Genomic DNA, 17,427 nt, shown 5'->3' on the forward strand with positions numbered 1-17,427 from the left:
CGTGTGGCCGGGGGCGCGCGGATGTACATCACCTCGTGAGGCACATCGAGTGGAGTCCATCGGGTGGCTTCCACCCGATGCCGGGCATCGTCACCACAGCCAGGCACTGGAGTGCCGCATCCGGGACAGGGTGCGCGCATCACGACGCGCGGCCGCGCTGCCGATCCGGCTCTGTTGGGAGCGGGGCCGGCGCGACTGCGAGGTGGTGAGGCGGCGCTTCCCGGCGTCCTGGAGTCGCTTGCGCTGGTTGCGCAGTTCCGTCTTCTTCGCCTCCTTCGACTTCGGCTTCCGGGGCCGCTTCCAGATCGGCTGCCACCCTAGGGGCTCGCCGGGGCCGGGCTCCTGGCCCTCGTTGAGCGCGACGGCCATCTCCGGGCGGGCGGCACGGGCGCGGGCGAGGGCTTCGTCGGGGTCGGGGCGTTCTTCCGGGGTGTTCACGTGACTCCTCCTGTGGTCCGGCCCGGCGTGTGCTGGGTGCCGGGTTGCTGGGTGCGCGGCGACGGGGCCGCCACCAGGGTGGGCTGCGGCCGGGGGCCGTGGGCCGCTTCGCGCGCCCGCCGACTGTCCTGGATCGTGGCGGCCAACTTCACGGCGGCGGCTTCCACGGTCTGGCACGTCTGTTCCACCGTGCCGACGCCGGTCTCCTGCTCCAGGAGACGGCCGTCCTTCCAACCGGTGCGGAACGGCCGCGGGTACGGTCCCGGAGCTGCGGGCACGGCGACGGGGTGCGGGAACCCAGTCGCTCCGCACGGCGCACCGCGTGGACCCGGCAGGCCAGGGCGTCGACGGCGAGGCGGGCCCGCTCGTACGCAATCGCGGCCTGCTTTCGGGTCAGCGGGCGCAGCACGGCCTGGTCCTCGGTGTCACGCGGGTAGAGGGCGTGCAGGTCGGCGGTCATCATCCGCCGGCTCGCCGGGCGGGTGTAGTCGTCGACGGCCGCCTGCACGATCTGTTCGTCCAGGCCCGGCTCGTGAGGGCGGCCGCGCAGGACGTAGGAGAGGTGGCGGCGCGCTTCGGCGAGCAGGTGATGGCGCTTGAACGCACCGCGCATCACGTACACCACGGCGACGGTGTCTACGGCCGCCAGCGTTATGTCGACCACCGGCCGCACCCGCGCCCACACCGCCGCGGCCGCCGCCCGCGCCCGCTGTGCGAGCCGGTCCACGACGTCGGCGCCGAACGCGGCGACCGCTGACTCCCGCCACCGCTGGCGCAGCTCGGAGAGCGACAACAGCTCGGTGCGCTTCGGCGAGCGGGTCCGGTCGGCGGCCTGGCAGGCCAGCGCGTAGGCGGCCCGCTCCCCCGGCGCGTGCCCCTGCTTCTCCTCGTACCGGGCGGTGAGGGCGGGCAGCGCGTCCTCGATCTGCTGGCGGCGGGTCGACTGCCAGCCGATCAGCTGCCGGTCGATCCCGGCGATTTCCATGACCGAGCGGCGGCCGGGCGTCACTTCGCGGGGCTCCCACGCCCACCCGAGCCGGGCGGACACCTCCTCCATGAAGTACAGGGTGTAGAGGGTGTCGGCCGCGACGATGTGGGCCATCAGCGAGTCCGCCGACAGGTTGCCCCACTTCCCGTCGTGCGGCCGCCGGGCCCGGATCGACACGACCGCGTGGTCGTGCAGCAGCGGCCGCGAATCGGCAGCACGGGACTCGTAGTGCCGGAACACCGCGACGATCAACCCGTCCTTCACCGGCCGGCGGTGTCTGCCGCCGCTCCCCCACCGGATCTGTGCGACCGACTCCTCCAGCCACCCCAGCGTCCTGTCCCGGGCGATGTCCTGGCACGACTCCAGTACGAGACGGGCCTCGTCATCGGTGAGCGCCCACGCGATGTGGGCCGTCGACGGGGCCCGGAAAACCAAGTCCATCGCCAGCCACGGCGTGCGCTCCTTCGCCTTCTCCGTCTTCGGCGAGGCGTTGCACTCGATAGGCCTGCCCAGCACGGTCGCCCGCCGCGCCGGTACCGGGCTCTCCCCCTGTGCCAGGAGGTCGTACTCGATCCGGTCGGCGTCCGGGTGCCGGCCCTCTCCCAGGAGGAGTTCGGCCTGCCGCTCGCTCACCACGTCTCCGGCCGTCAGGCCGAGCGCGGCAAGTCCCCGGCCCTTCCACACGCCGGGCGGGACACCGGCTTCGTCCTGGGCGGCGCGCAGCGGCGTACCCGCCCGGCGGTGGCCGTCGCCGACCATCACGCCACGGAAGAGGTAGCGCACCCCGGCCCCCGGGCGAACTGGCGACATGCTGATCATCGGCCCATGGAACCCCGGTACTGACCTGCACAGAAGCGTGTCCCCGGGTACTTCCCGCCGGGCGGGAGGCCATCACCAGGTCTTTACCGGGGCGTCCGCCGGGCGGGCCGCCGGGCCAGCCCGAGACGGTAAGCCGCCGGTGTGTGCAGTCCGCCGTATGACCACTGAACTGCTCCACGGAGACCTCTGCCCGCTGTGCGGCCGGCCCCTCACGCTGACCGTGGACGTCATCGTCCGCTCGTCGAACGCGCGGTACCCCACACGAATCGACTACCTGCCCCACTGCGCCGCCTGCGCCAGCAACCCGGTCATCAAGCAGAAGTGGAACGACCTGATGAACGAACGCAGCGGGAGCTGACGGCGGCCGTGCGAATGCTGCGCGCCGACCACATCAGCACCACCCGCCACGAACTGCGACTCCAGCCGGCACCAACGTCTTCCCACGCGTACTAACGCACCACTCCCCCGACCACCCACCACTGAACGCACCACGTCACCGACGCCCTTCCACACGACCAGCCACCACCGCCCCCGGCCCACCGGCCGGGGGCTTCGTGCGTCCTGGAGGAACTCGCCGTGCCCACGTACGAGACCACCCCCCGCTTCACCACCGACCTGGACCGTCTCACCCCCGAACAGCGTCGCCGATTCCTCCAGACCGTGACGGCCTTCGTCGAGGACCTGCGCACCGGAGGACGATTCCGTCCCGGCCTGCGCGTCAAGCGCGTCCAGCGCGCACCCGGCGTCTACGAGCTGACCTGGTCCATGGGCACCGGGCCCGCCGGACGTGCCACATGGAGTTACGGTGCGGCGCTCCGTCCCGGCACACCGCACGTGATCTGGCGCCGCATCGGCACCCACGGCATCCTCACCCGTCCGTGAAATGCAGTCGTGAGGTGGTCACGTTCCTGATCCGCTCGGTGTGCGTTCGGCCAGGGCTCCGCGGCCCACCGGCCCAAGTCCCCGCCTCGCTCGCACGGCGCGTTGTGCCAGGAGCGACACCGACGGCCTGCTCGTTGACGCGTTCGCAGCTAGCGACGGACGCAGCTCGGGTGCGGGCGGGGAAGTCACAGGTTCAGTCTCTTCAGTCCCTGGTGTTGGGGATGTGTCATCCCCTGGCGCCGGAATACCCACCTGTCCGAGGGGCCGTCAGATGGCGTGGTACCGGCGCCTAGCAGCCTTGTCCGACACGCCGCCGCGGGTGGTGCTGTTTCGCGCGGCCCGTTGCTCTCTCGAACACTTACGGCCTGACATCGTGATGCGGCGTCGTAGCGAACGGATGTGTCCGTGGTTGCTGCTTGCCGCCTACGTACGATTCGACCTAGTAATGTTCCCCACATGAGCATTCCAGTTCCGCGCGGAGAACGAGAGAAACTAATTACCGCGCTCACCCCGCAGCTTCGGCGCCTGTTGAAGATCAGGGCCTTCGAGCACGGCATGGACATCCAAGACGCAGCGGAGCACGCCATCAAGGCGTGGTACGACGTTCAGGAGCCTCCGGAGGTAGCCACTGACGGGGCGAAGACCTGGGGGACGTTCTTGCCCCCCGGTGAGCCTGACAAGTTCAAAGACACCTGCGGTGAACGCGGTGTGACGTACGTTCAGGGACTCGCCCAGGCCATCACCATGTGGCTGGAGGCACACCCCTCCCCCTCCTCTCCGCTCACGGCCCAGCCGGTCACCCGGGTGATAGTGGCCAACCAGAAGGGCGGAGTCGGCAAGACCTTCATCAGCAGCGGCATCGCCCAGGCCCTGGCCGAAGCCGGCAAGCGGGTGCTGATCGTCGACTACGACCCGCAGGGACACCTCACGTCCGAGCTCGGCTTCGAGGACCTCATGTACGAGGAGGACGTGGAGACACTCCTCATGCACATGGAGGGCACCGCCAAGGAGGACATTCACGACCTGCTGGTGGCACTGGACCAGGAGCGTTTCGGTGAGCGCCTCCATCTCCTCCCGGCGTCCGATGACGCGTTCCTGCGCGATGTCTCTCTCTCCAAGGTGTCATTCAGCGAGGCCGCCCTGGAGCGGGCCCTGGAGCCGCTGGAGGCGGACTACGACGTCATCGTCATCGACGGGCCGCCCAGCCTCGGCCTGAACATGGACACCGCGCTGTACTACGTCCGTCGGCGGGAGGGGGAGCTCGCGGACCGTTCCGGCATCATCACGCCGGTGTGGGCCAACAAGGCTTCCCACCGGGCGTTCAAGCTGCTGAGCAAGCAGAAGGACGACCTCTGCCAGAAGGGCCGCATCACGGTCGACTATCTCGGGCTGGTCGTCAACGCCTACGACAGCCGCCGCGGCAAGCTCGTCAGCCAGAACAAGGACCAGTGGGAGCGCAGTTCCTCGCCGTCCGTGCTCGCGGTGATCGGAGACCTCAAGGAAGGCCGCGAGGCCAGCGACGGAGAGATCCCACTGCTGGAATACGCACCGGACAGTGAGCACGCCAACGCGATGCGGGACCTGGCGAAGGAGTTGGCGGTATGAGGCAGACCAAGTCGAAGTCTCAGGTCGAGCGGGTGACCCAGGGGTTCGCGATCGACGAAGAGGGAACCGACCAGACCCCCAAGCCGCGTCGCCCGATCCGTACGCGCGAGCAGATCATGAAGGGAGAGGGAAAGCGCCCGCCGGCCGCAGTAGCGCTGTCGGCGCTGGCACACAACCCCTTCAACCCTCGTGATGCGCTTACCGACCTCGAAGAGACGGCGGAGTCGCTGCGCCAGAAGGGCCAGCTCCAGCCGGTAGCTGTTGTCCGGCGGGCAGCTTTCCTGTCCGTTCATGCGGAGAAGGAAGAAGAGATCGGGGCTGCCGAGTACGTCGTCATCGACGGCAATCGACGCCTGGCGGCCGCTGCTCTGGCTGAACTGGCTGAACTGCGTATCGACGTCAACGACTCCCTCGCGGCCAGCGCAGAGGACATGCTCGAATCGGCGCTGATCGCGAATGTGCACCGGGTCGACGTTCCCCCGATGGACCAGGCGAAGGCCATCCGGGAACTGGTCGAGGTTCACGGGTCGCAGGGCAAGGTGGCCAAGCGGCTCGGGAAGACCGCTGCCTGGGTATCCCAGCGGCTCGCGTTGCTGGAGCTCATCCCGGACCTGCAGGAGAAGGTGGAAGCCGGGGACCTGAAGGTGGAGCCGGCCCGCAGAATCGGGCGCATGCCGAAGGCGGAGCAGGCGGAAGCGGCGATGAAGGCTATTAACGCCGTTAAGCCCCCCAGGCCCCGCTCGCCGCACCCAGCGCCGCCGGTACCGGACACGGACACCGTTAACGCCGTTAATGCCTCCGCTGATCCCTCGCGGCCTGGCGCGGCGAAGAGCGAAACCGTTAACGCCGTTAATACCCGTGCGCGCGCGGAGCGTCCCGCCACGCTCGACTTCACGGGCGTCCTGCCTGCGGAGATCGTGGATGCTCTTGTCGCTCAGCTTCCGCCCGAAGAGCTGGTGACGGTCACGGAGCTGCTCATCGAGCGGGCACCCGCCACGGCTACACAGGCATAGGCCCGAAAACACAAGAGGCCCGGTTTCCCGCGTTGAACACGGGAAACCGGGCCTCTTGTGTGTCAGCTGTCCGGACGATCGGTGAGGTGCCTGAGCGAGTCTGCGTCGCCGATCTCTGCGCGGGTCGACTCCCCGACATAACCGCCAGGCAAACGACGACGGTCTCGTCAGCAAGCAGGATCTTCTGGCGGTGCAGCATGTCCAGCTTCGGCTTTAGCTACTCCGGACCGAGTCCTGGTCATGAGCCGTCCCCGCGATGGTGTCGTCCAGGAGCTCGGGAACGTCGCCCGCGTACGGATCGATGTAGTCCTCGTGGGTGCTGGCGTCGAACGGTGTCGTCCATGCGCTGACCCAGGCACCGGGTACCAGTGTGGTCTCCCGTCCCTCCAAGGCGGTGATGATCCGGGCGGCGTCCTGGGAGGCGTGCTGGGTCTGCATATAGGGGCCAAGTCGCAGGAGGGTGTGGCCGCTGCCGTCTTGCTTGCAGGCTTCGACGGTGACGGCGTAGTGCGCCGGGTCCATGCCGATGTCGTCGGGGAGGGGCAGGTTGGCGGCGGCGTGGGTGAGCGGTGCGTAGGCCGGCTGCCAGGTGCCGAGGATCGCGGTCGTCTCGCAGCGCAGCCACCCCCTGCCGGTGTAGCTGAGCTGGTGGCCGTGGAGGTAGGCCGCAGCCGTTCCGGTGTCGGGGTGAGCCAGGGAGATGGCGATCACCTCGGGGCCGCGGTCGTCGCCGGGGCGGGGGTGTGCTCGCTCGATGAACGGGCCGACCCGCACGGCGATGTCCTGGGCGAGTTCGGGTGTCCAGGGTTTCGGGGAGCGGAGTGCGGCGATGGCGGCGAGGCGTGCGCGGGCCGCGTCGACGGCCGCCTGGTCCTCGGGCGTGACGTCGCCGGGCGCGTGGCTGCAGCGGTGGAACAAGTGGCGGATCATCGGGCGGTCTCCTTTTCCGAGGTGGCGCTCGGGGCACCGTCGAGCCGTTGGTCGAGCAGCTGGTGCAGTGCGACAACCGGGGGCGGGACGGTATCGGTGGGCAGCCTGCGGGGGGGCGGCTGGGTCGGCCGGGGGCGGGCTGATCGGCCTGCGCCGGGTCAGGTGGTCAGGGCCCGGGCGGCGATCTTCCGGTGGTTGTCGAGGTGCTGCTGCTGCGCCTGTTCGGCGAGGGTGCGCAGGCCGTGGGGTTCGCCGACCTGGCCGTGGTGGCTGCAGCGCACGCGGTATCCGGTGGGGCCGGGGCACTGTGCGTCGGTGTGGTGGCATTCGCGGCCGTGGTGCAGCGGCTGGAGGGACACGGTGATGCGGGCCATGAGGGTCGTCTCCTATTCGGCGTGGGGGAAGAGGGGTTCTTGGACTGCGGCCACAGGGCTGCGCCCGTGGGCCGGGCGTGGTGGGGTGGGCGGCTCGGTGCGGGCGAGCGTGGTCTCGGGGAGGAGGCCGAGCTGTCCGGCGGCGGCCGCGCGGGCGGCGAGGGTGAGGGAGCGGGTGACCCGGTGGTGTCCGTGGTCGATGCGCAGGTGGCAGAGCTGGCAGGCGGCGAGCAGATTCGTCTCTCGCACGTCTTCGGGGGTGTGGTTGAGGTGGGCGGTGGTGAGGCCGACCACGGACCCCGTGTCGGGGTGGATCTCCTCGTGGACGGCGGGGCAGCGGCCGCCGGGATGCGTCAGGCCACAGTGACCCGTGCACTCGCAGCGGCCGGCGGCCCGTACGAACCGGATCCACGTGCTGATCGTTTTCCAGTCAGGCGGGTACCGGTGCTTGTTTTCGGGACGGATCGGCATCCTGCGCCTACAGGGGCCTGACGACCTGGAAGCGGTCGGCGTCCTGGTCGACGTGGACGTGCGCCCCGTGCCCGGCGGCGGCCGCGCGGTCGTCCGCGAGGGGCAGCGCCCGGGCTTCGCCGATGGGTACTTCGCTGAGGACGGTGGCGTCGCGGCCGTCGCAGGTACGGCAGCGGGACGCCCGGCTGAGGGTGACAGTGGGAGCCACAGTGGGCCTCCGGGGTGTCGATGAATCTCGGGGGAGAGGGTCAGGTGCTGCGCAGGCGCAGGCGGATGAGCAGGGCGGCGAGCCGTCGCCTTCGCGCCGGGGGCGGCTGCTCCTGGGGGCCCGGGTCCGGATTCTCGTAGGCGCGGATCAGGTCCTCCAGGTCGCGGGGGTCGTCGGCGATGCCGACGGCCTGGCCGGAGGTGTGCCAGATGTGGCTGGTGCCGGTGTCCGGGTCGTGCCAGACCTGGTAGTCGCCGAACCGCTCGATCCATCCGTGCTCCGACAGGCCTGCCGGTCCGAGTTCGTCGGTGCTGTCGGCGTGGTCGACGTCGGTGCCGGTCTCCAGGACCTCAAGTCCGGTGACGTCGAGGAAGAGTCCGTCCTCGGGGTGCTGGGGGAGGCGGAGGCTGCCGGTGACGCGCAAGAGGTCGCAGGTGCCGAGCGTCAGGGCGTCCTGCGCGAGGTCGCCTTGTGCGCGGCAGGGCAGGACGAGCTCGTCGACACGGTCCTCGGTGGGGGAGACCACGAGCTGGAAGTGAGCGACGTTCTCGCGGAGTTCGATGAGCAGCGGCTCATCGCCGAGGACGCCGTCGTCGAGGAACCCGTCGAGGACCACGGTGAGAGTTTCGGGGGTGCTCATGGTCAGCTCGCTTTCGCCAAGGTGAGGGTGCGGTGGGCGGCGGTGTAGGCGTCGACGACCTGCTGGGGGAGATTGCCGCGGGCGGCGACCTCGTGGTTGTTGGCCTTCGCCCACGCGCGGATCTCCTCCCGTCCCACCCCGTCCGGCAGCGGCGAGGCCGCAGCCGGGGACGTGGTGGTGCGGGTGCTGGCCTTGACCGCACGCAAGGCGTCCTCCGCCTGCCGGAGTTCCGCCTGAAGGGCGGCCACGCGCTCCTGCGCCGCCGTTTCGGCGTCGTCCGCCTGGCGACGGGCGGTGAGCTCTTCGATGTCGGCCCGGATGCGGTCGGCCTTGCGCCGGACGCTGGCCGCGCTGTGCTGCTGTGCCCAGGCGAGCAGCTCCTCCAGCCCTCCGGTCAGGACCGGGGTGCCGTCCTGGGAGGCGGCGAGGAGCGGGGTGAGGTCGTCTTCGGAGATTCCGGTGTACCGGGTGATCTCGGGGAGGGGGGTGCCGTTGGCGTGGAGGGACACGGCCACCGCCTGCTGCGCGGTGAAAGCCGGGGCCGGGGTCTGCGTCGGGGTCGGCATGGTGTCTCCGTTCGTGGTGAGTTGGAGCGTGGCGGGGATGCCCAGGGCGTCCAGGAGCAGCGTCAGATCGTCGCGGCCGTGGGCGTGGCGGGCGGTGGTACGGCGGGCCGCGGTGACCTGCTCCGGGGTGAGGGGCGTGGGGGTGAGCTGGTCGGCGGCGAGAGGGTTCCTGATGTGGCGCACCGTGGCCTCCTAGGTGTGCGGGCCGCACAGGGCGGCCAGCAGGAGATCGCGGTTGCGCTGCTGCTCCTGCGCGGTGAGCGGGCGGCACCTGGACCGGCGCGACCACAGCGGGTGCGCGGCGGGCTGGGGGTAGGCCAAGTCCGCCTCGGTGACGGCGGCCGCCGTGGACGGCGTCCGGGATGCCGGGAGGCCGGCGTCCTGCGACCTGGCGGCGGGATGGGTTTCGGGGTGCATGGTCAAGGCGCTCCTTGAACGTGCGAAGGTGAGGGAGCCCCGGGGAAGGTCCGGCTGGCCACACGGCTGGTGACGGAACGGACTTCCTCCGGGGCATTCCTGTGTCAGGCGTGGCCGGTGTCGCGGCGCTTGGCCTGGAGGTCGTTGGCGAACCTGCCGAGACGGGCCTCGACCGGGTTCGCCTCGATCCACGCTTCGGCGCAGGCCTTGTGGACGGCCTCCCCTGCGTGGGAGCGCATGGGAGCGGGCCGCAGGCACAACGTGCAGGGGGCCTGCCGGCCGTCGAAGTGGCGGGAGTCGCGCCAGTCGAGCAGCCCGCCCGGGGTCGGGACGGTGCCCGGTTCGAACGACTGCTCTTTGCTCTTCCTGCGGCCGGTCACGGCCGCAGATCGGGCAGCTGCTGAAGAACCTGAATAAGCAGGTCTTCAGACGGTTTCCAGAGACCGAGTCGCCCGAGAGCGGGGACGGGCAGGGCGAGTTCCTGGACGTCGCGCAGGACCAGGTGGAACGCTCCGGGCTCCGACCAGGCAGTGCAGGGCGGGGCCCCGTCTGCGTCCTGGTGGCAGTCGACCAGTTGGGCCACGCCGAGCACGGCGCCGGTCACCAGGTCGCGGCCGCGCACCGTGCGGGCCACCAGCGGGTGGCGCAGGGCGGGCCGGTCGAGGCTCTGGCTCGCGTGCAGCAGCACGGGCCCGCGCCACGGCCACTGGTCGTGGCCCCTGTTCTCGACCGTCTTCTGGCCGGTCAGGATGGCGGTGATCCAGGGCTGCTTGATGCTGATCGCCCGGATCCAGTCGCCCTTGGGGAGTGGGGTGTTCATGCTGCTCGCCCCCATGCAGCTGCGCCCGGCCGTCCCGCCCGGCGGCCGTTCACCGTCGGGGCCGTGGTGTGCGCGGTGGTCGCCAGGACGGCCCGCCCCGAGCGCTTGCCGTCGTACATCGCGGCGTCGGCGGCCCGCTGCAGTTCGGACAGGTCGTGGCTGCCGACGGCCGGCGGAGATGCGGCGCCGATGGAGGCGCCGACGAAGGCCCGGCGTCCGTCGCCCAGGACGACCGGCGTGTAGAGCATGCGGACCAGCTGCTCCAGGCGCTGCCACCGGACATCGGCAGGGAGTTCCAGCGCGAGGGCGAACTCGTCGCCTCCGAGTCGGCCGACCGCCGCACCGGGGCCCGCCCACGCGGTGAGCCGGGCACCGTACGTGGCGAGGACGGCGTCGCCCGCCGCGTGCCCGAGGGTGTCGTTGATCTGCTTGAAGCGATCGACGTCAACCAGGAGCACCGCGGTGTCGTCGCCGTGGCGGCGCAGGACCTTGCGGGCGCGGGCGGTGTAGGCGTCGCGGCGCAGCAGGCCGGTCAGCGGGTCGCGGCTCTTCGCGGCGAGCTGCCGGTGCAGGACGGTGGCGTGCACCGCCCAGCCGGTCAGCGGAATGGCGGCGGTGGTCAGTAGAAGGGCGCGTTGCCCGATCCGGGTGTACGCGCGCAGGGCGGAGTCCATACTGGGGGTCTCCTTCTCGTCTCGTACGAGTTGGGTGGCCCGGGGCGGTCGACGTGGTTACCAGGCCGATGGCGGCCGTCCCGGGGCGGAACTACTTGGGGTTGAGCAGGTGGTTCGGGTTGTGCCAACGGCTAGTGGTCGCGGCGGGCCACTCCAGCTCCCAGCCGGACCGCAGCCCCCGTGCTCCCCAGTCCCCGACCCGCAGACCGCAGGTGTCCTGTCCGGTCTGCTGCGCGGCGAGCGCGGCGTCGTACGCCTCGTGGGCGCAACGCAGAGCCGTGGTGGGGGAGTCGGCGAGACCGATGAAGACGTGCACACCGGTCAGTTCCGGGGTGTTGAGGCTGTGTATCGGGACGTCGACCTCGAAGCGGTGCAGGAACATGACGTCCTCCCTTCGTTGTGTCGGCCGCCCGGTCAGCGGTCGACGACGGGCCGGTGGAGATCGCGGTGGAGGACCGTGGCCGTGACGCCGCGCTCGTGCAGGGCGTCAGCGAGGTCCAGGGCGACGCTGCCCGCACGGTGTTTTCCTCCGGCGCAGCCCAGGGCGACGTTGATGGTGTGCTGGTGGGCGCTGGGTCCGGCCTGGTAGGCGTGGACAGTGTCGGCGAGCGCCTGGACCAGCTCGGGGATGCCCGGGGTGGCGTCGACGGTGGTGCGGACCGCGTCGTCGAGGGCGGTCTGGTGGCGCAGCGCGGGATCGATGTGCGGGTCCTTGAAGTGACGGCGCAGGTCGCACAGGACGTCGACACCGTCGGTGGGCAGCGGGCCGTGGAGGTAGCCGAAGGACACGATCACCACCTGGGGGTCGGTGGTCGTCGGTGTGGTGGCGGGCGGGCTCGTCATGGTGAGGACCTCATTTCTGGTCAGCGTGGAGGCGTGCGGGGGTGCGGGGATGTCACCGGGGCGGCTGGGCTCGTGGCCGGCAGCCGCCCCGGGGGCCGGGGGTGTTACGCGCCCAGGCGGTGGGTGGCGAACGGAGGACGGGTGGTCACCGCAGCGGGATGGCGCGGCAGGTGGCGGCGTGGTTGTTGGCGTCCGGCCGGATGTGGAACAGGTAGTCCTCCTGGGGCCGGTCGGAGGTGTCGCCGCAGCCGTGGCAGGTCCAGCGGTTGTTCTTGGCGTGCTCGCCGGAACCGGTGACGTCTACGTACGAGCCGCCGACCGTGATGAACCGGATCAGCAGGTTGTTGGGGCGGTCCGGTTCGGTGAAGGCGGCGAGGGTGGCGGTGCTCATGGAGGTGTCCTCTCGGATCGGGTGGCCAGCAGGTGTTTGGCCGGGGAGGGAGCGATGTGGGGGGCGGGGTTGGCGAGCGTGGCAATGTCGACCGAGGCCCGCACCCGCTCCAGGCGGGTGCGGGAAGGACCGGTCACCGGGTGGCGGCGGTCATGTCCTTGCCCTGGGGCTCCGCCGGGGTGTGGTCGCTGCTCTCGGTGACCGGGGCGGCCGGGAGTCCGGCGGCGCGGGCGGCGAGCTGGTGGCGGATTTCCTCCATGTGCCGGATGGGTACCGGCTGCTCGCCGTCCCCGGTCAGCAGGGTGTACTCGCTGTTGCGGCCGTACTGGGTCGGCGTGGCCTGGTAGTAGAGCCAGACGCCGGGCGCGAGGAAGAAGGATGCGGTGCCGTCCTCGTATCCCCGCCACCGGTCTTGGTTGCGCAGGAAGCCCTCGCTGCGGTCGACGTTCCACATGTCGGTCGCGGCCCGGACGGCGGCGTCGGTCTCCGTGGCGGCCACGGTCTGCGCCAGGGCGCCGGTCAGGGAGTCCGGCACCGGCACGACCACCGGCATCGGTACCGCGGGGCGCCGGCCGATCGCGGGACGGAGGCTGCTTCGCGCCGCGGTTACCCGGCGGCGCAGCGGAGCCAGGAACACGTCGGCCAGGGAGTTCGCGGCAACGGCGGACACGACCGCGACGCCGCCGGCCAGGGCCAGGCGCCCGTCGGTCGGCCAGGTGGCGGGGGTGCGGGTGTAGGCCGCCCAGGCACCGGCGGCGCCGCCGAGCACGGCGGTGACGGTGTCCAGGCCCTCGGTCACGGCATCGGCCACGGCCAGGGAGGCGCGGTGAACAGTTCGCTGCATGGTGGGGTGCTCCTTCGTCGGTCGGATGGTGGGGCAGGTGGAAGTAGTGGCGGGCGGCGGCCCGTTGGCCGTACCTCGCCTGTGTCACCGGGGCGGCCGGGCATATCGCCTGCGGCCGCCCCGGGAGCTGGGGGTGTTACGCGGCCAGGAGGTGCGGGGCCGCAGGCGTGGTGTAGGTGCTCGGGTCGGCCGGGACGCCCTCGGCGCACTCCAGGCAGGAGCCGACCTTTTTCAGCGGGAGACAGAATTCGTACCTTCGGCCGCAGGTGGGGACGGGGCAGGTCTGTCGTGCTGCCATCGCCCGGTCCAAGGCCCATTCCTGAGCCAGCGTCGGCGTCCGCTTGGGCACGGCCAGGTCGACGCGGAGCAGGAAGCCCCTGGTGGGGTGCTGGCAGGACCACTGCGGGGTGTTCCTGCACGGCTTGCAGCGCAGGACGGCCACCGGGCCCCTGTTGCCACCCGGGCTGAGGCCCATCTCCCGTAACTTGCGTCGGGTGACCAGTCCCTCGGGTACCGCACCACGGTCGAACTCCTCGAGGAGCGCGTCGCTGCGCGCTACCCGTTTCGCCTCGCGGCGGCGCCGTTTGCGGCGGCGGGGCATCACCGGCTCCAGGGATTCGGGAGGCGGTGCGGGGGCTGCGGGTAGCGGGGGCCGGGGCGCTGCGGGCGAGGCCGGCCGATCCGGCGGCGCGGGCGAGGAATGAGCACGAGTGATCTCCTCCAGCAGGCGGTGGACGACACCGCGCCCCGCTGACGTCGGTGCGTCGGCGGGGCGCGGGAAGGGGGCCGGTCGGCCTGTCCGGCCCTCACCCGGGGTGGGTGAGGACCAGGCAGGGCGGTCGGGGCTGGGGTCAGAGGGTTGCGGCGATGACGGCCAAGACGAGGGCGGCGGCCGCGCCGAGGATGAGGGCGGCACCGAGGCTGGCCCACCAGTAGTGGCCGGTCGTCTTGGTGTTGTGGAGGTCGCTGAGTCCGTCTGCGAGGCGCGCGTGCACGGCGACGAGCGGGGTCAGGGCGGCGTACCAGCGGCCGAGTCTGTCGACTTCACCTGCGACTTCTTCGTCGGGTATGTGTCCGCCGTGCAGGGTCAGGCGGTGGGTTTCGCCTTCGGCGGCCAGGTCGGGGAGTTCGTGGAGGACGGGGCTGGTGGTGCGGCAGACGGTGCAGCGGTAGCGGTAGCGGCGCACAGGTGTATCTCTCCTGGTGGTTGGGGTGGGCAGGGCAACGCGGCGCCCCGCCCGGAGGGATCTCCGAGCGGGGCGCAGGGTGGGGCTATGGGGAGGGGAGGGGTCAGGCGGCGGCTATCTGTTCTTGCGGTAGATGCCGGGCCGCAGGTATTCGATCTCGCCGGTGGCGGTCATGGCGTCCAGGATGGGGGAGAGGTCTTTCTCCTCCAGGCCGGTGATGAGGCAGAGGTCGTGTACGGCCGTCTCTCCGCCTACCGCGTCATCGAGGAACAAGTCCCGGACCCGCTCTTCCAGTGTGGGTTGCGGAGGCGGTGTGTACTGCATGGCTGGCGCGAAGCGGGGCCTTTCCACGGTGAGCTTGAACACCCACTCCTCGGATTCCCGCGGCCCCGGGGTCTGCCACTCATGCTCGATGAGCATGGTGTACCGGGTGCGCAAGAACTGGAGGACCTGCAGGCAGGCGGTACGGGTGCCCGACACTTCAATCTGCGCGGGCGGGTGGATGTCGCAGTCCAGGGTGGGCGGGTGGTCGTCCCGCGCACCGCAGCTGCACGGTCCCGGGTAGTGCTCGGGGTTGGGGGCGCTGTCCATCCAGTCCATGCTTCATGGAACCGCACAACTGGTCTGCGGAACAGTGGCTTTCAGGATCTTGAGCTGGTCAGTGGGCGGCGCGGAGCAGGAGGTCGAGCACCGGGCCGGGGTGCTGCTGGCGGTTGTTGAAGCGGGAGAGTTCGTGCGGATCCCGGGTACCGAGGGCGGCCATGAGCTGGGCCTCGGCGGCTTTGACTTCATGTGCCCACACGTGGGGGTCGTAGGCGAGGGCGGCGGCCTGGACGGATCCCAGGAGGCACAGGCCGCGGTGGTCGCAGAGGGTGCCGCGGGTCCAGCCGTGGCGGATGATCAGCTCGCGTGCGGTGCGCAGGGTGTGGCGGACGCTGGGGTCCCGGTAGCCGGTGGGACTGGCCGCGTACACCTCTTCGATCTGGCTGATGAGGGCCTGCACGGCGCGGGCGTCAGGCCCGGCCGTGCCCCTGGCCAGGGGGACGGCCGGGGGCGCCGGGCGGGAGGCGGGTTGGGGGAGGTGTCCGCGCATGGCTGGTGTCCCTTCTAGTGGTTCTTGCGGTAGACGCCGGGCTTGACGCGCTCGATCGTCTCGTTCTTGACGAGGGCGGTCAGCGTGTTGGAGAGCGTCTTCTCGTTGAGGCCCGTCAGGGCGCGGATGTCGTCCTTGGGGACCTCCAGGCCCACCGCGTCATCGAGGACGGTGAGGACGGCGGCGTCCGCGGTGGGCTCGGCCGGAGCTTTGAACGCCAGAGTGAGCGGGGGTGCGAACTGGCCGCTGCTTCCGCCCGAAGAGGTGATCGGGGTGGTGTCGTCGTCGCCGTTGACCGGGATCTCGGCGATGTCGTGCCGGTCGTCCCAGCCGGGCCAGTCCTTGGGCCAGATGATGCGGTCGTGGCGGATGTGCGGGGCTGCGGACTCCAGGATCCAGGTGCGCATCATCTGGACGGGTTCGCCGGGGGAGCCGACGTAGCCGAGTCCGTAGGTGCGCTTGGGGTCGTTGATCGGGATGTCGTCGGACCAGACGAGGTGCTCGTCCTCGGCGGACCAGGCGGCGGGGATCGCCCCGGGGTCGATGCCTTCGAAACCGTCGACGGTGACCAGGTTGGACTGGGCGCTGTCGGTGCGGAGCATGACGAGCGCGCCGCCCTGGATCACGTTCATCCGCATGGCGGTGGACCCGCCGAGCTTGTCGGCGTTGACGGCCTGATTCACGATCAGCAGCGTTATGCCGAGGTTGCGGCCCAGGGCTGCGATCTTGTCGAGGATGAAGACGGCTTCCTTGACGTGCTCGGTGGAAGGGTCGGTGACCATGTGGGTCTCGTCGACGACGACCATGACCCGCGGGCAGTCCGATGTGGCCTTGAAGTTCTTGCGGCCCAGCCGGGCGGAGTCCGCGATGCGGTGCTGGAGCAGTGCGTAGGCGACGCGCAGCGACTTGATGGTGTCGTCGCCGGTCGCGGAGTAGGCCGCCATCGCCTCCACGTCGGGGTTGGAGGACCCCTTCGGGTCGCCGTTGATGATCGCCATCCCGGCGAGGTGCGCGGCGAGGGCGACGATCTGGACGACGCCGCCCTTGCCGGAGCCGGTGACGCCGGCGATGAACACGTGCTGCGCGCCGAGGACCGGGTCGAAGAGCTGGAGACGGGCGACGCGGCCCGAGACGCCACGCCCGACGGCGATGTAGCCGCCTGTGGAGGGCTCCAGGACCTGCGGGCCGGGGAAGGGGACCCCGTCCTCCAGGGGGTTCTTCTCCATGATCCGGATCTTGCCCTTGCGGGGGTTGGAGGGGTGGGGCTGGTAGTCGACCAGCGTCATGGCGGAGTGCAGGGCGCCCACCAGCTGCTTGCGGTCGGGGACCGGGACGGCGGGGACGTCGTCGTCGGCGACGACCCATGCGACCCACCCCCCGGTGGCCGGGTCGATCTGGGCGTCCTCGAGGTGGGTGCCGGGCATGACCTTGGGCCGTACCAGCCGGGCCCACAGCCCTTCCATGGTGTTCGGGTCCAGTTCCGCCGGCGGGGTGCGGAGCACCGTGACGTACTGCTCGCCGGGGTGGTGACCGGGAGCGAAGGAAACGCAGGCGGCGGGGACCCGGTAGGCGGAGCCGACGGATTCGGCGGCCACGTTCACCGACTTGCCCTGCGGGGCCTCGATGATGCCTTCCCACATGTCGCCGGAGTCCCGCACACCGACCAGGTGCTGGCCGGGGTGCGCGCCGCCCTCCGAGGAGATGTGGTCCGCCCAGACCTTGTACAGACCGCCCGGCCCCGGCCCCGCCGGCGCACCGGGGGCCGGGGCCGGAATCTTGACCCGGCGGGCGGCCAGGGCGGGGCGGAGCTTGTAGGTGAGCGTGGCCCACGCCGACCACCAGGCGGCGGACACGAGCCCCGACACCGATACGGGGTCCAGGACCCCGGCCATCAGAGCGTCCGTGTAGGCGGGCCCCAGGAACGCCCCCGGCACGGTCGCCATCGAGGTGAGGAGGCTGGAGCCCAGCAGGGTGGAGCGCTGGGCACCCAGGACGTCGCGCAGCCCTGTGGCGTTCAGGACGCGGTCGGGGACCTTGCCCACGTAGTGGGTGGCGAAGGCCCCGCTGCCGGCCACCGTGGCGGCCGCGGTGAGGGCTGCCAGCCCGGGCTCCAGGAGCGGGGTGAGCGCCCCGAGGAGGGGAGGGGCGATCACCGAGACGAGCGCGGGGACCTGGTCGGCGGCGTGGGGGCGGCGGGTCACGGTGATCTCGGACATGACGGTCG

24 protein-coding genes and 1 pseudogene are annotated in these 17,427 nt (G+C 71.0%); 4 read left to right on the forward strand and 21 right to left on the reverse strand.

All coding sequences use genetic code 11. The features are described 5' to 3' along the window. Positions 1 to 90 precede the first annotated feature (90 nt). Entirely contained in the window at positions 91 to 438 is a 348-nt protein-coding gene (locus tag ACZ56L_RS33810; RefSeq protein WP_471068729.1) for a hypothetical protein, read from the reverse strand. Then, positions 435 to 2,185 (reverse strand): annotated as a pseudogene (mobF, locus tag ACZ56L_RS33815) (MobF family relaxase). The gene ACZ56L_RS33810 and the pseudogene mobF overlap by 4 nt, the downstream one beginning before the upstream one ends. Before the next feature lie 217 nt (positions 2,186 to 2,402). Between mobF and ACZ56L_RS33820 the strand changes: the two are divergent. The 4 genes from ACZ56L_RS33820 to ACZ56L_RS33835 all read left to right on the forward strand — a co-directional run bounded on the left by ACZ56L_RS33820 (position 2,403) and on the right by ACZ56L_RS33835 (position 5,745). After that, a complete protein-coding gene (locus ACZ56L_RS33820; RefSeq protein WP_471068732.1) occupies positions 2,403 to 2,603 on the forward strand; it encodes a hypothetical protein in 201 nt (66 codons plus the stop codon). 218 nt (positions 2,604 to 2,821) lie between these two features. After that, positions 2,822 to 3,127 carry a hypothetical protein gene (locus tag ACZ56L_RS33825; RefSeq protein ID WP_471068735.1) on the forward strand — a complete coding sequence of 102 codons (306 nt, stop codon included), beginning with the start codon at positions 2,822 to 2,824 and terminating at the stop codon, positions 3,125 to 3,127. Positions 3,128 to 3,835: 708 nt separating this feature from the next. Then, positions 3,836 to 4,732, forward strand: a complete 897-nt coding sequence (locus tag ACZ56L_RS33830) for a ParA family protein (protein ID WP_471068738.1) — start codon at positions 3,836 to 3,838, stop codon at positions 4,730 to 4,732. Then, a complete protein-coding gene (locus tag ACZ56L_RS33835) occupies positions 4,729 to 5,745 on the forward strand; it encodes a ParB/RepB/Spo0J family partition protein (RefSeq protein WP_471068741.1) in 1,017 nt (338 codons plus the stop codon). Before ACZ56L_RS33830 ends, ACZ56L_RS33835 begins: the two co-directional genes overlap by 4 nt. Before the next feature lie 213 nt (positions 5,746 to 5,958). On the opposite strand, the gene ACZ56L_RS33840 is transcribed toward ACZ56L_RS33835, so the two are convergent. The 19 genes from ACZ56L_RS33840 to ACZ56L_RS33930 form a co-directional block, all read right to left on the reverse strand. Then, positions 5,959 to 6,675 carry a hypothetical protein gene (locus tag ACZ56L_RS33840; RefSeq protein WP_471068744.1) on the reverse strand — a complete coding sequence of 239 codons (717 nt, stop codon included), beginning with the start codon at positions 6,673 to 6,675 and terminating at the stop codon, positions 5,959 to 5,961. Between the two features lie 158 nt (positions 6,676 to 6,833). Further along, a complete protein-coding gene (locus ACZ56L_RS33845; RefSeq protein WP_471068747.1) occupies positions 6,834 to 7,049 on the reverse strand; it encodes a hypothetical protein in 216 nt (71 codons plus the stop codon). Between the two features lie 12 nt (positions 7,050 to 7,061). Then, a complete protein-coding gene (locus ACZ56L_RS33850) occupies positions 7,062 to 7,520 on the reverse strand; it encodes a hypothetical protein (protein WP_471068750.1) in 459 nt (152 codons plus the stop codon). A 7-nt stretch (positions 7,521 to 7,527) separates the two neighbouring features. Next, complete coding sequence (locus ACZ56L_RS33855; RefSeq protein ID WP_471068753.1) at positions 7,528 to 7,728, reverse strand: hypothetical protein; 201 nt, start codon at positions 7,726 to 7,728, stop codon at positions 7,528 to 7,530. Between the two features lie 40 nt (positions 7,729 to 7,768). Further along, on the reverse strand, positions 7,769 to 8,368 hold the full coding sequence (locus ACZ56L_RS33860; protein WP_471068756.1) for a hypothetical protein: 600 nt from the start codon (positions 8,366 to 8,368) through the stop codon (positions 7,769 to 7,771). 2 nt (positions 8,369 to 8,370) lie between these two features. After that, complete coding sequence (locus tag ACZ56L_RS33865) at positions 8,371 to 9,117, reverse strand: Lsr2 family DNA-binding protein (protein ID WP_471068758.1); 747 nt, start codon at positions 9,115 to 9,117, stop codon at positions 8,371 to 8,373. 9 nt (positions 9,118 to 9,126) lie between these two features. Further along, entirely contained in the window at positions 9,127 to 9,351 is a 225-nt protein-coding gene (locus ACZ56L_RS33870) for a hypothetical protein (protein WP_471068761.1), read from the reverse strand. Between the two features lie 104 nt (positions 9,352 to 9,455). Continuing rightward, entirely contained in the window at positions 9,456 to 9,731 is a 276-nt protein-coding gene (locus ACZ56L_RS33875) for a hypothetical protein (RefSeq protein ID WP_471068764.1), read from the reverse strand. Continuing rightward, entirely contained in the window at positions 9,728 to 10,171 is a 444-nt protein-coding gene (locus ACZ56L_RS33880; RefSeq protein ID WP_471068767.1) for an ASCH domain-containing protein, read from the reverse strand. The genes ACZ56L_RS33875 and ACZ56L_RS33880 overlap by 4 nt, the downstream gene beginning before the upstream one ends. After that, a complete protein-coding gene (locus tag ACZ56L_RS33885) occupies positions 10,168 to 10,845 on the reverse strand; it encodes a GGDEF domain-containing protein (protein ID WP_471068770.1) in 678 nt (225 codons plus the stop codon). The genes ACZ56L_RS33880 and ACZ56L_RS33885 overlap by 4 nt, the downstream gene beginning before the upstream one ends. Before the next feature lie 91 nt (positions 10,846 to 10,936). Beyond that, positions 10,937 to 11,227 carry a hypothetical protein gene (locus ACZ56L_RS33890; protein ID WP_471068773.1) on the reverse strand — a complete coding sequence of 97 codons (291 nt, stop codon included), beginning with the start codon at positions 11,225 to 11,227 and terminating at the stop codon, positions 10,937 to 10,939. Between the two features lie 32 nt (positions 11,228 to 11,259). Beyond that, positions 11,260 to 11,688: a RapZ C-terminal domain-containing protein gene (locus ACZ56L_RS33895; protein ID WP_471068776.1), complete on the reverse strand. Its 429-nt coding sequence runs from the start codon at positions 11,686 to 11,688 to the stop codon at positions 11,260 to 11,262. Positions 11,689 to 11,833: 145 nt separating this feature from the next. Beyond that, positions 11,834 to 12,079, reverse strand: coding sequence for a hypothetical protein (locus ACZ56L_RS33900; RefSeq protein WP_471068779.1), 246 nt, complete (start codon positions 12,077 to 12,079; stop codon positions 11,834 to 11,836). A gap of 133 nt (positions 12,080 to 12,212) precedes the next feature. Continuing rightward, positions 12,213 to 12,923, reverse strand: coding sequence for a hypothetical protein (locus tag ACZ56L_RS33905; RefSeq protein WP_471068782.1), 711 nt, complete (start codon positions 12,921 to 12,923; stop codon positions 12,213 to 12,215). Positions 12,924 to 13,059: 136 nt separating this feature from the next. Next, positions 13,060 to 13,524 carry an RRQRL motif-containing zinc-binding protein gene (locus tag ACZ56L_RS33910; RefSeq protein WP_471068785.1) on the reverse strand — a complete coding sequence of 155 codons (465 nt, stop codon included), beginning with the start codon at positions 13,522 to 13,524 and terminating at the stop codon, positions 13,060 to 13,062. 250 nt (positions 13,525 to 13,774) lie between these two features. Beyond that, complete coding sequence (locus ACZ56L_RS33915) at positions 13,775 to 14,110, reverse strand: hypothetical protein (RefSeq protein ID WP_471068789.1); 336 nt, start codon at positions 14,108 to 14,110, stop codon at positions 13,775 to 13,777. A gap of 114 nt (positions 14,111 to 14,224) precedes the next feature. Then, entirely contained in the window at positions 14,225 to 14,701 is a 477-nt protein-coding gene (locus ACZ56L_RS33920) for a hypothetical protein (protein ID WP_471068792.1), read from the reverse strand. 67 nt (positions 14,702 to 14,768) lie between these two features. Continuing rightward, positions 14,769 to 15,203: a DUF6197 family protein gene (locus ACZ56L_RS33925; protein ID WP_471068795.1), complete on the reverse strand. Its 435-nt coding sequence runs from the start codon at positions 15,201 to 15,203 to the stop codon at positions 14,769 to 14,771. Positions 15,204 to 15,217: 14 nt separating this feature from the next. Then, a complete protein-coding gene (locus ACZ56L_RS33930) occupies positions 15,218 to 17,419 on the reverse strand; it encodes a type IV secretory system conjugative DNA transfer family protein (RefSeq protein ID WP_471068798.1) in 2,202 nt (733 codons plus the stop codon). Between the last annotated feature and the right edge of the window lie 8 nt (positions 17,420 to 17,427).

Source organism: Streptomyces sp. NPDC039736, assembly GCF_055596485.1.

Excerpts from the sequence above, each read along its gene's own strand:
- ACZ56L_RS33820 (WP_471068732.1), top strand. The coding sequence starts at position 2,403 with ATGACCACTGAACTGCTCCACGGAGACCTCTGCCCGCTGTGCGGCCGG.
- ACZ56L_RS33835 (WP_471068741.1), top strand. The coding sequence starts at position 4,729 with ATGAGGCAGACCAAGTCGAAGTCTCAGGTCGAGCGGGTGACCCAGGGG.
- ACZ56L_RS33840 (WP_471068744.1), bottom strand. The coding sequence starts at position 6,675 with ATGATCCGCCACTTGTTCCACCGCTGCAGCCACGCGCCCGGCGACGTC.
- ACZ56L_RS33845 (WP_471068747.1), bottom strand. The coding sequence starts at position 7,049 with ATGGCCCGCATCACCGTGTCCCTCCAGCCGCTGCACCACGGCCGCGAA.
- ACZ56L_RS33850 (WP_471068750.1), bottom strand. The coding sequence starts at position 7,520 with ATGCCGATCCGTCCCGAAAACAAGCACCGGTACCCGCCTGACTGGAAA.
- ACZ56L_RS33860 (WP_471068756.1), bottom strand. The coding sequence starts at position 8,368 with ATGAGCACCCCCGAAACTCTCACCGTGGTCCTCGACGGGTTCCTCGAC.
- ACZ56L_RS33870 (WP_471068761.1), bottom strand. The coding sequence starts at position 9,351 with ATGCACCCCGAAACCCATCCCGCCGCCAGGTCGCAGGACGCCGGCCTC.
- ACZ56L_RS33880 (WP_471068767.1), bottom strand. The coding sequence starts at position 10,171 with ATGAACACCCCACTCCCCAAGGGCGACTGGATCCGGGCGATCAGCATC.
- ACZ56L_RS33885 (WP_471068770.1), bottom strand. The coding sequence starts at position 10,845 with ATGGACTCCGCCCTGCGCGCGTACACCCGGATCGGGCAACGCGCCCTT.
- ACZ56L_RS33890 (WP_471068773.1), bottom strand. The coding sequence starts at position 11,227 with ATGTTCCTGCACCGCTTCGAGGTCGACGTCCCGATACACAGCCTCAAC.
- ACZ56L_RS33895 (WP_471068776.1), bottom strand. The coding sequence starts at position 11,688 with ATGACGAGCCCGCCCGCCACCACACCGACGACCACCGACCCCCAGGTG.
- ACZ56L_RS33900 (WP_471068779.1), bottom strand. The coding sequence starts at position 12,079 with ATGAGCACCGCCACCCTCGCCGCCTTCACCGAACCGGACCGCCCCAAC.
- ACZ56L_RS33905 (WP_471068782.1), bottom strand. The coding sequence starts at position 12,923 with ATGCAGCGAACTGTTCACCGCGCCTCCCTGGCCGTGGCCGATGCCGTG.
- ACZ56L_RS33910 (WP_471068785.1), bottom strand. The coding sequence starts at position 13,524 with ATGCCCCGCCGCCGCAAACGGCGCCGCCGCGAGGCGAAACGGGTAGCG.
- ACZ56L_RS33920 (WP_471068792.1), bottom strand. The coding sequence starts at position 14,701 with ATGGACAGCGCCCCCAACCCCGAGCACTACCCGGGACCGTGCAGCTGC.
- ACZ56L_RS33925 (WP_471068795.1), bottom strand. The coding sequence starts at position 15,203 with ATGCGCGGACACCTCCCCCAACCCGCCTCCCGCCCGGCGCCCCCGGCC.
- ACZ56L_RS33930 (WP_471068798.1), bottom strand. The coding sequence starts at position 17,419 with ATGTCCGAGATCACCGTGACCCGCCGCCCCCACGCCGCCGACCAGGTC.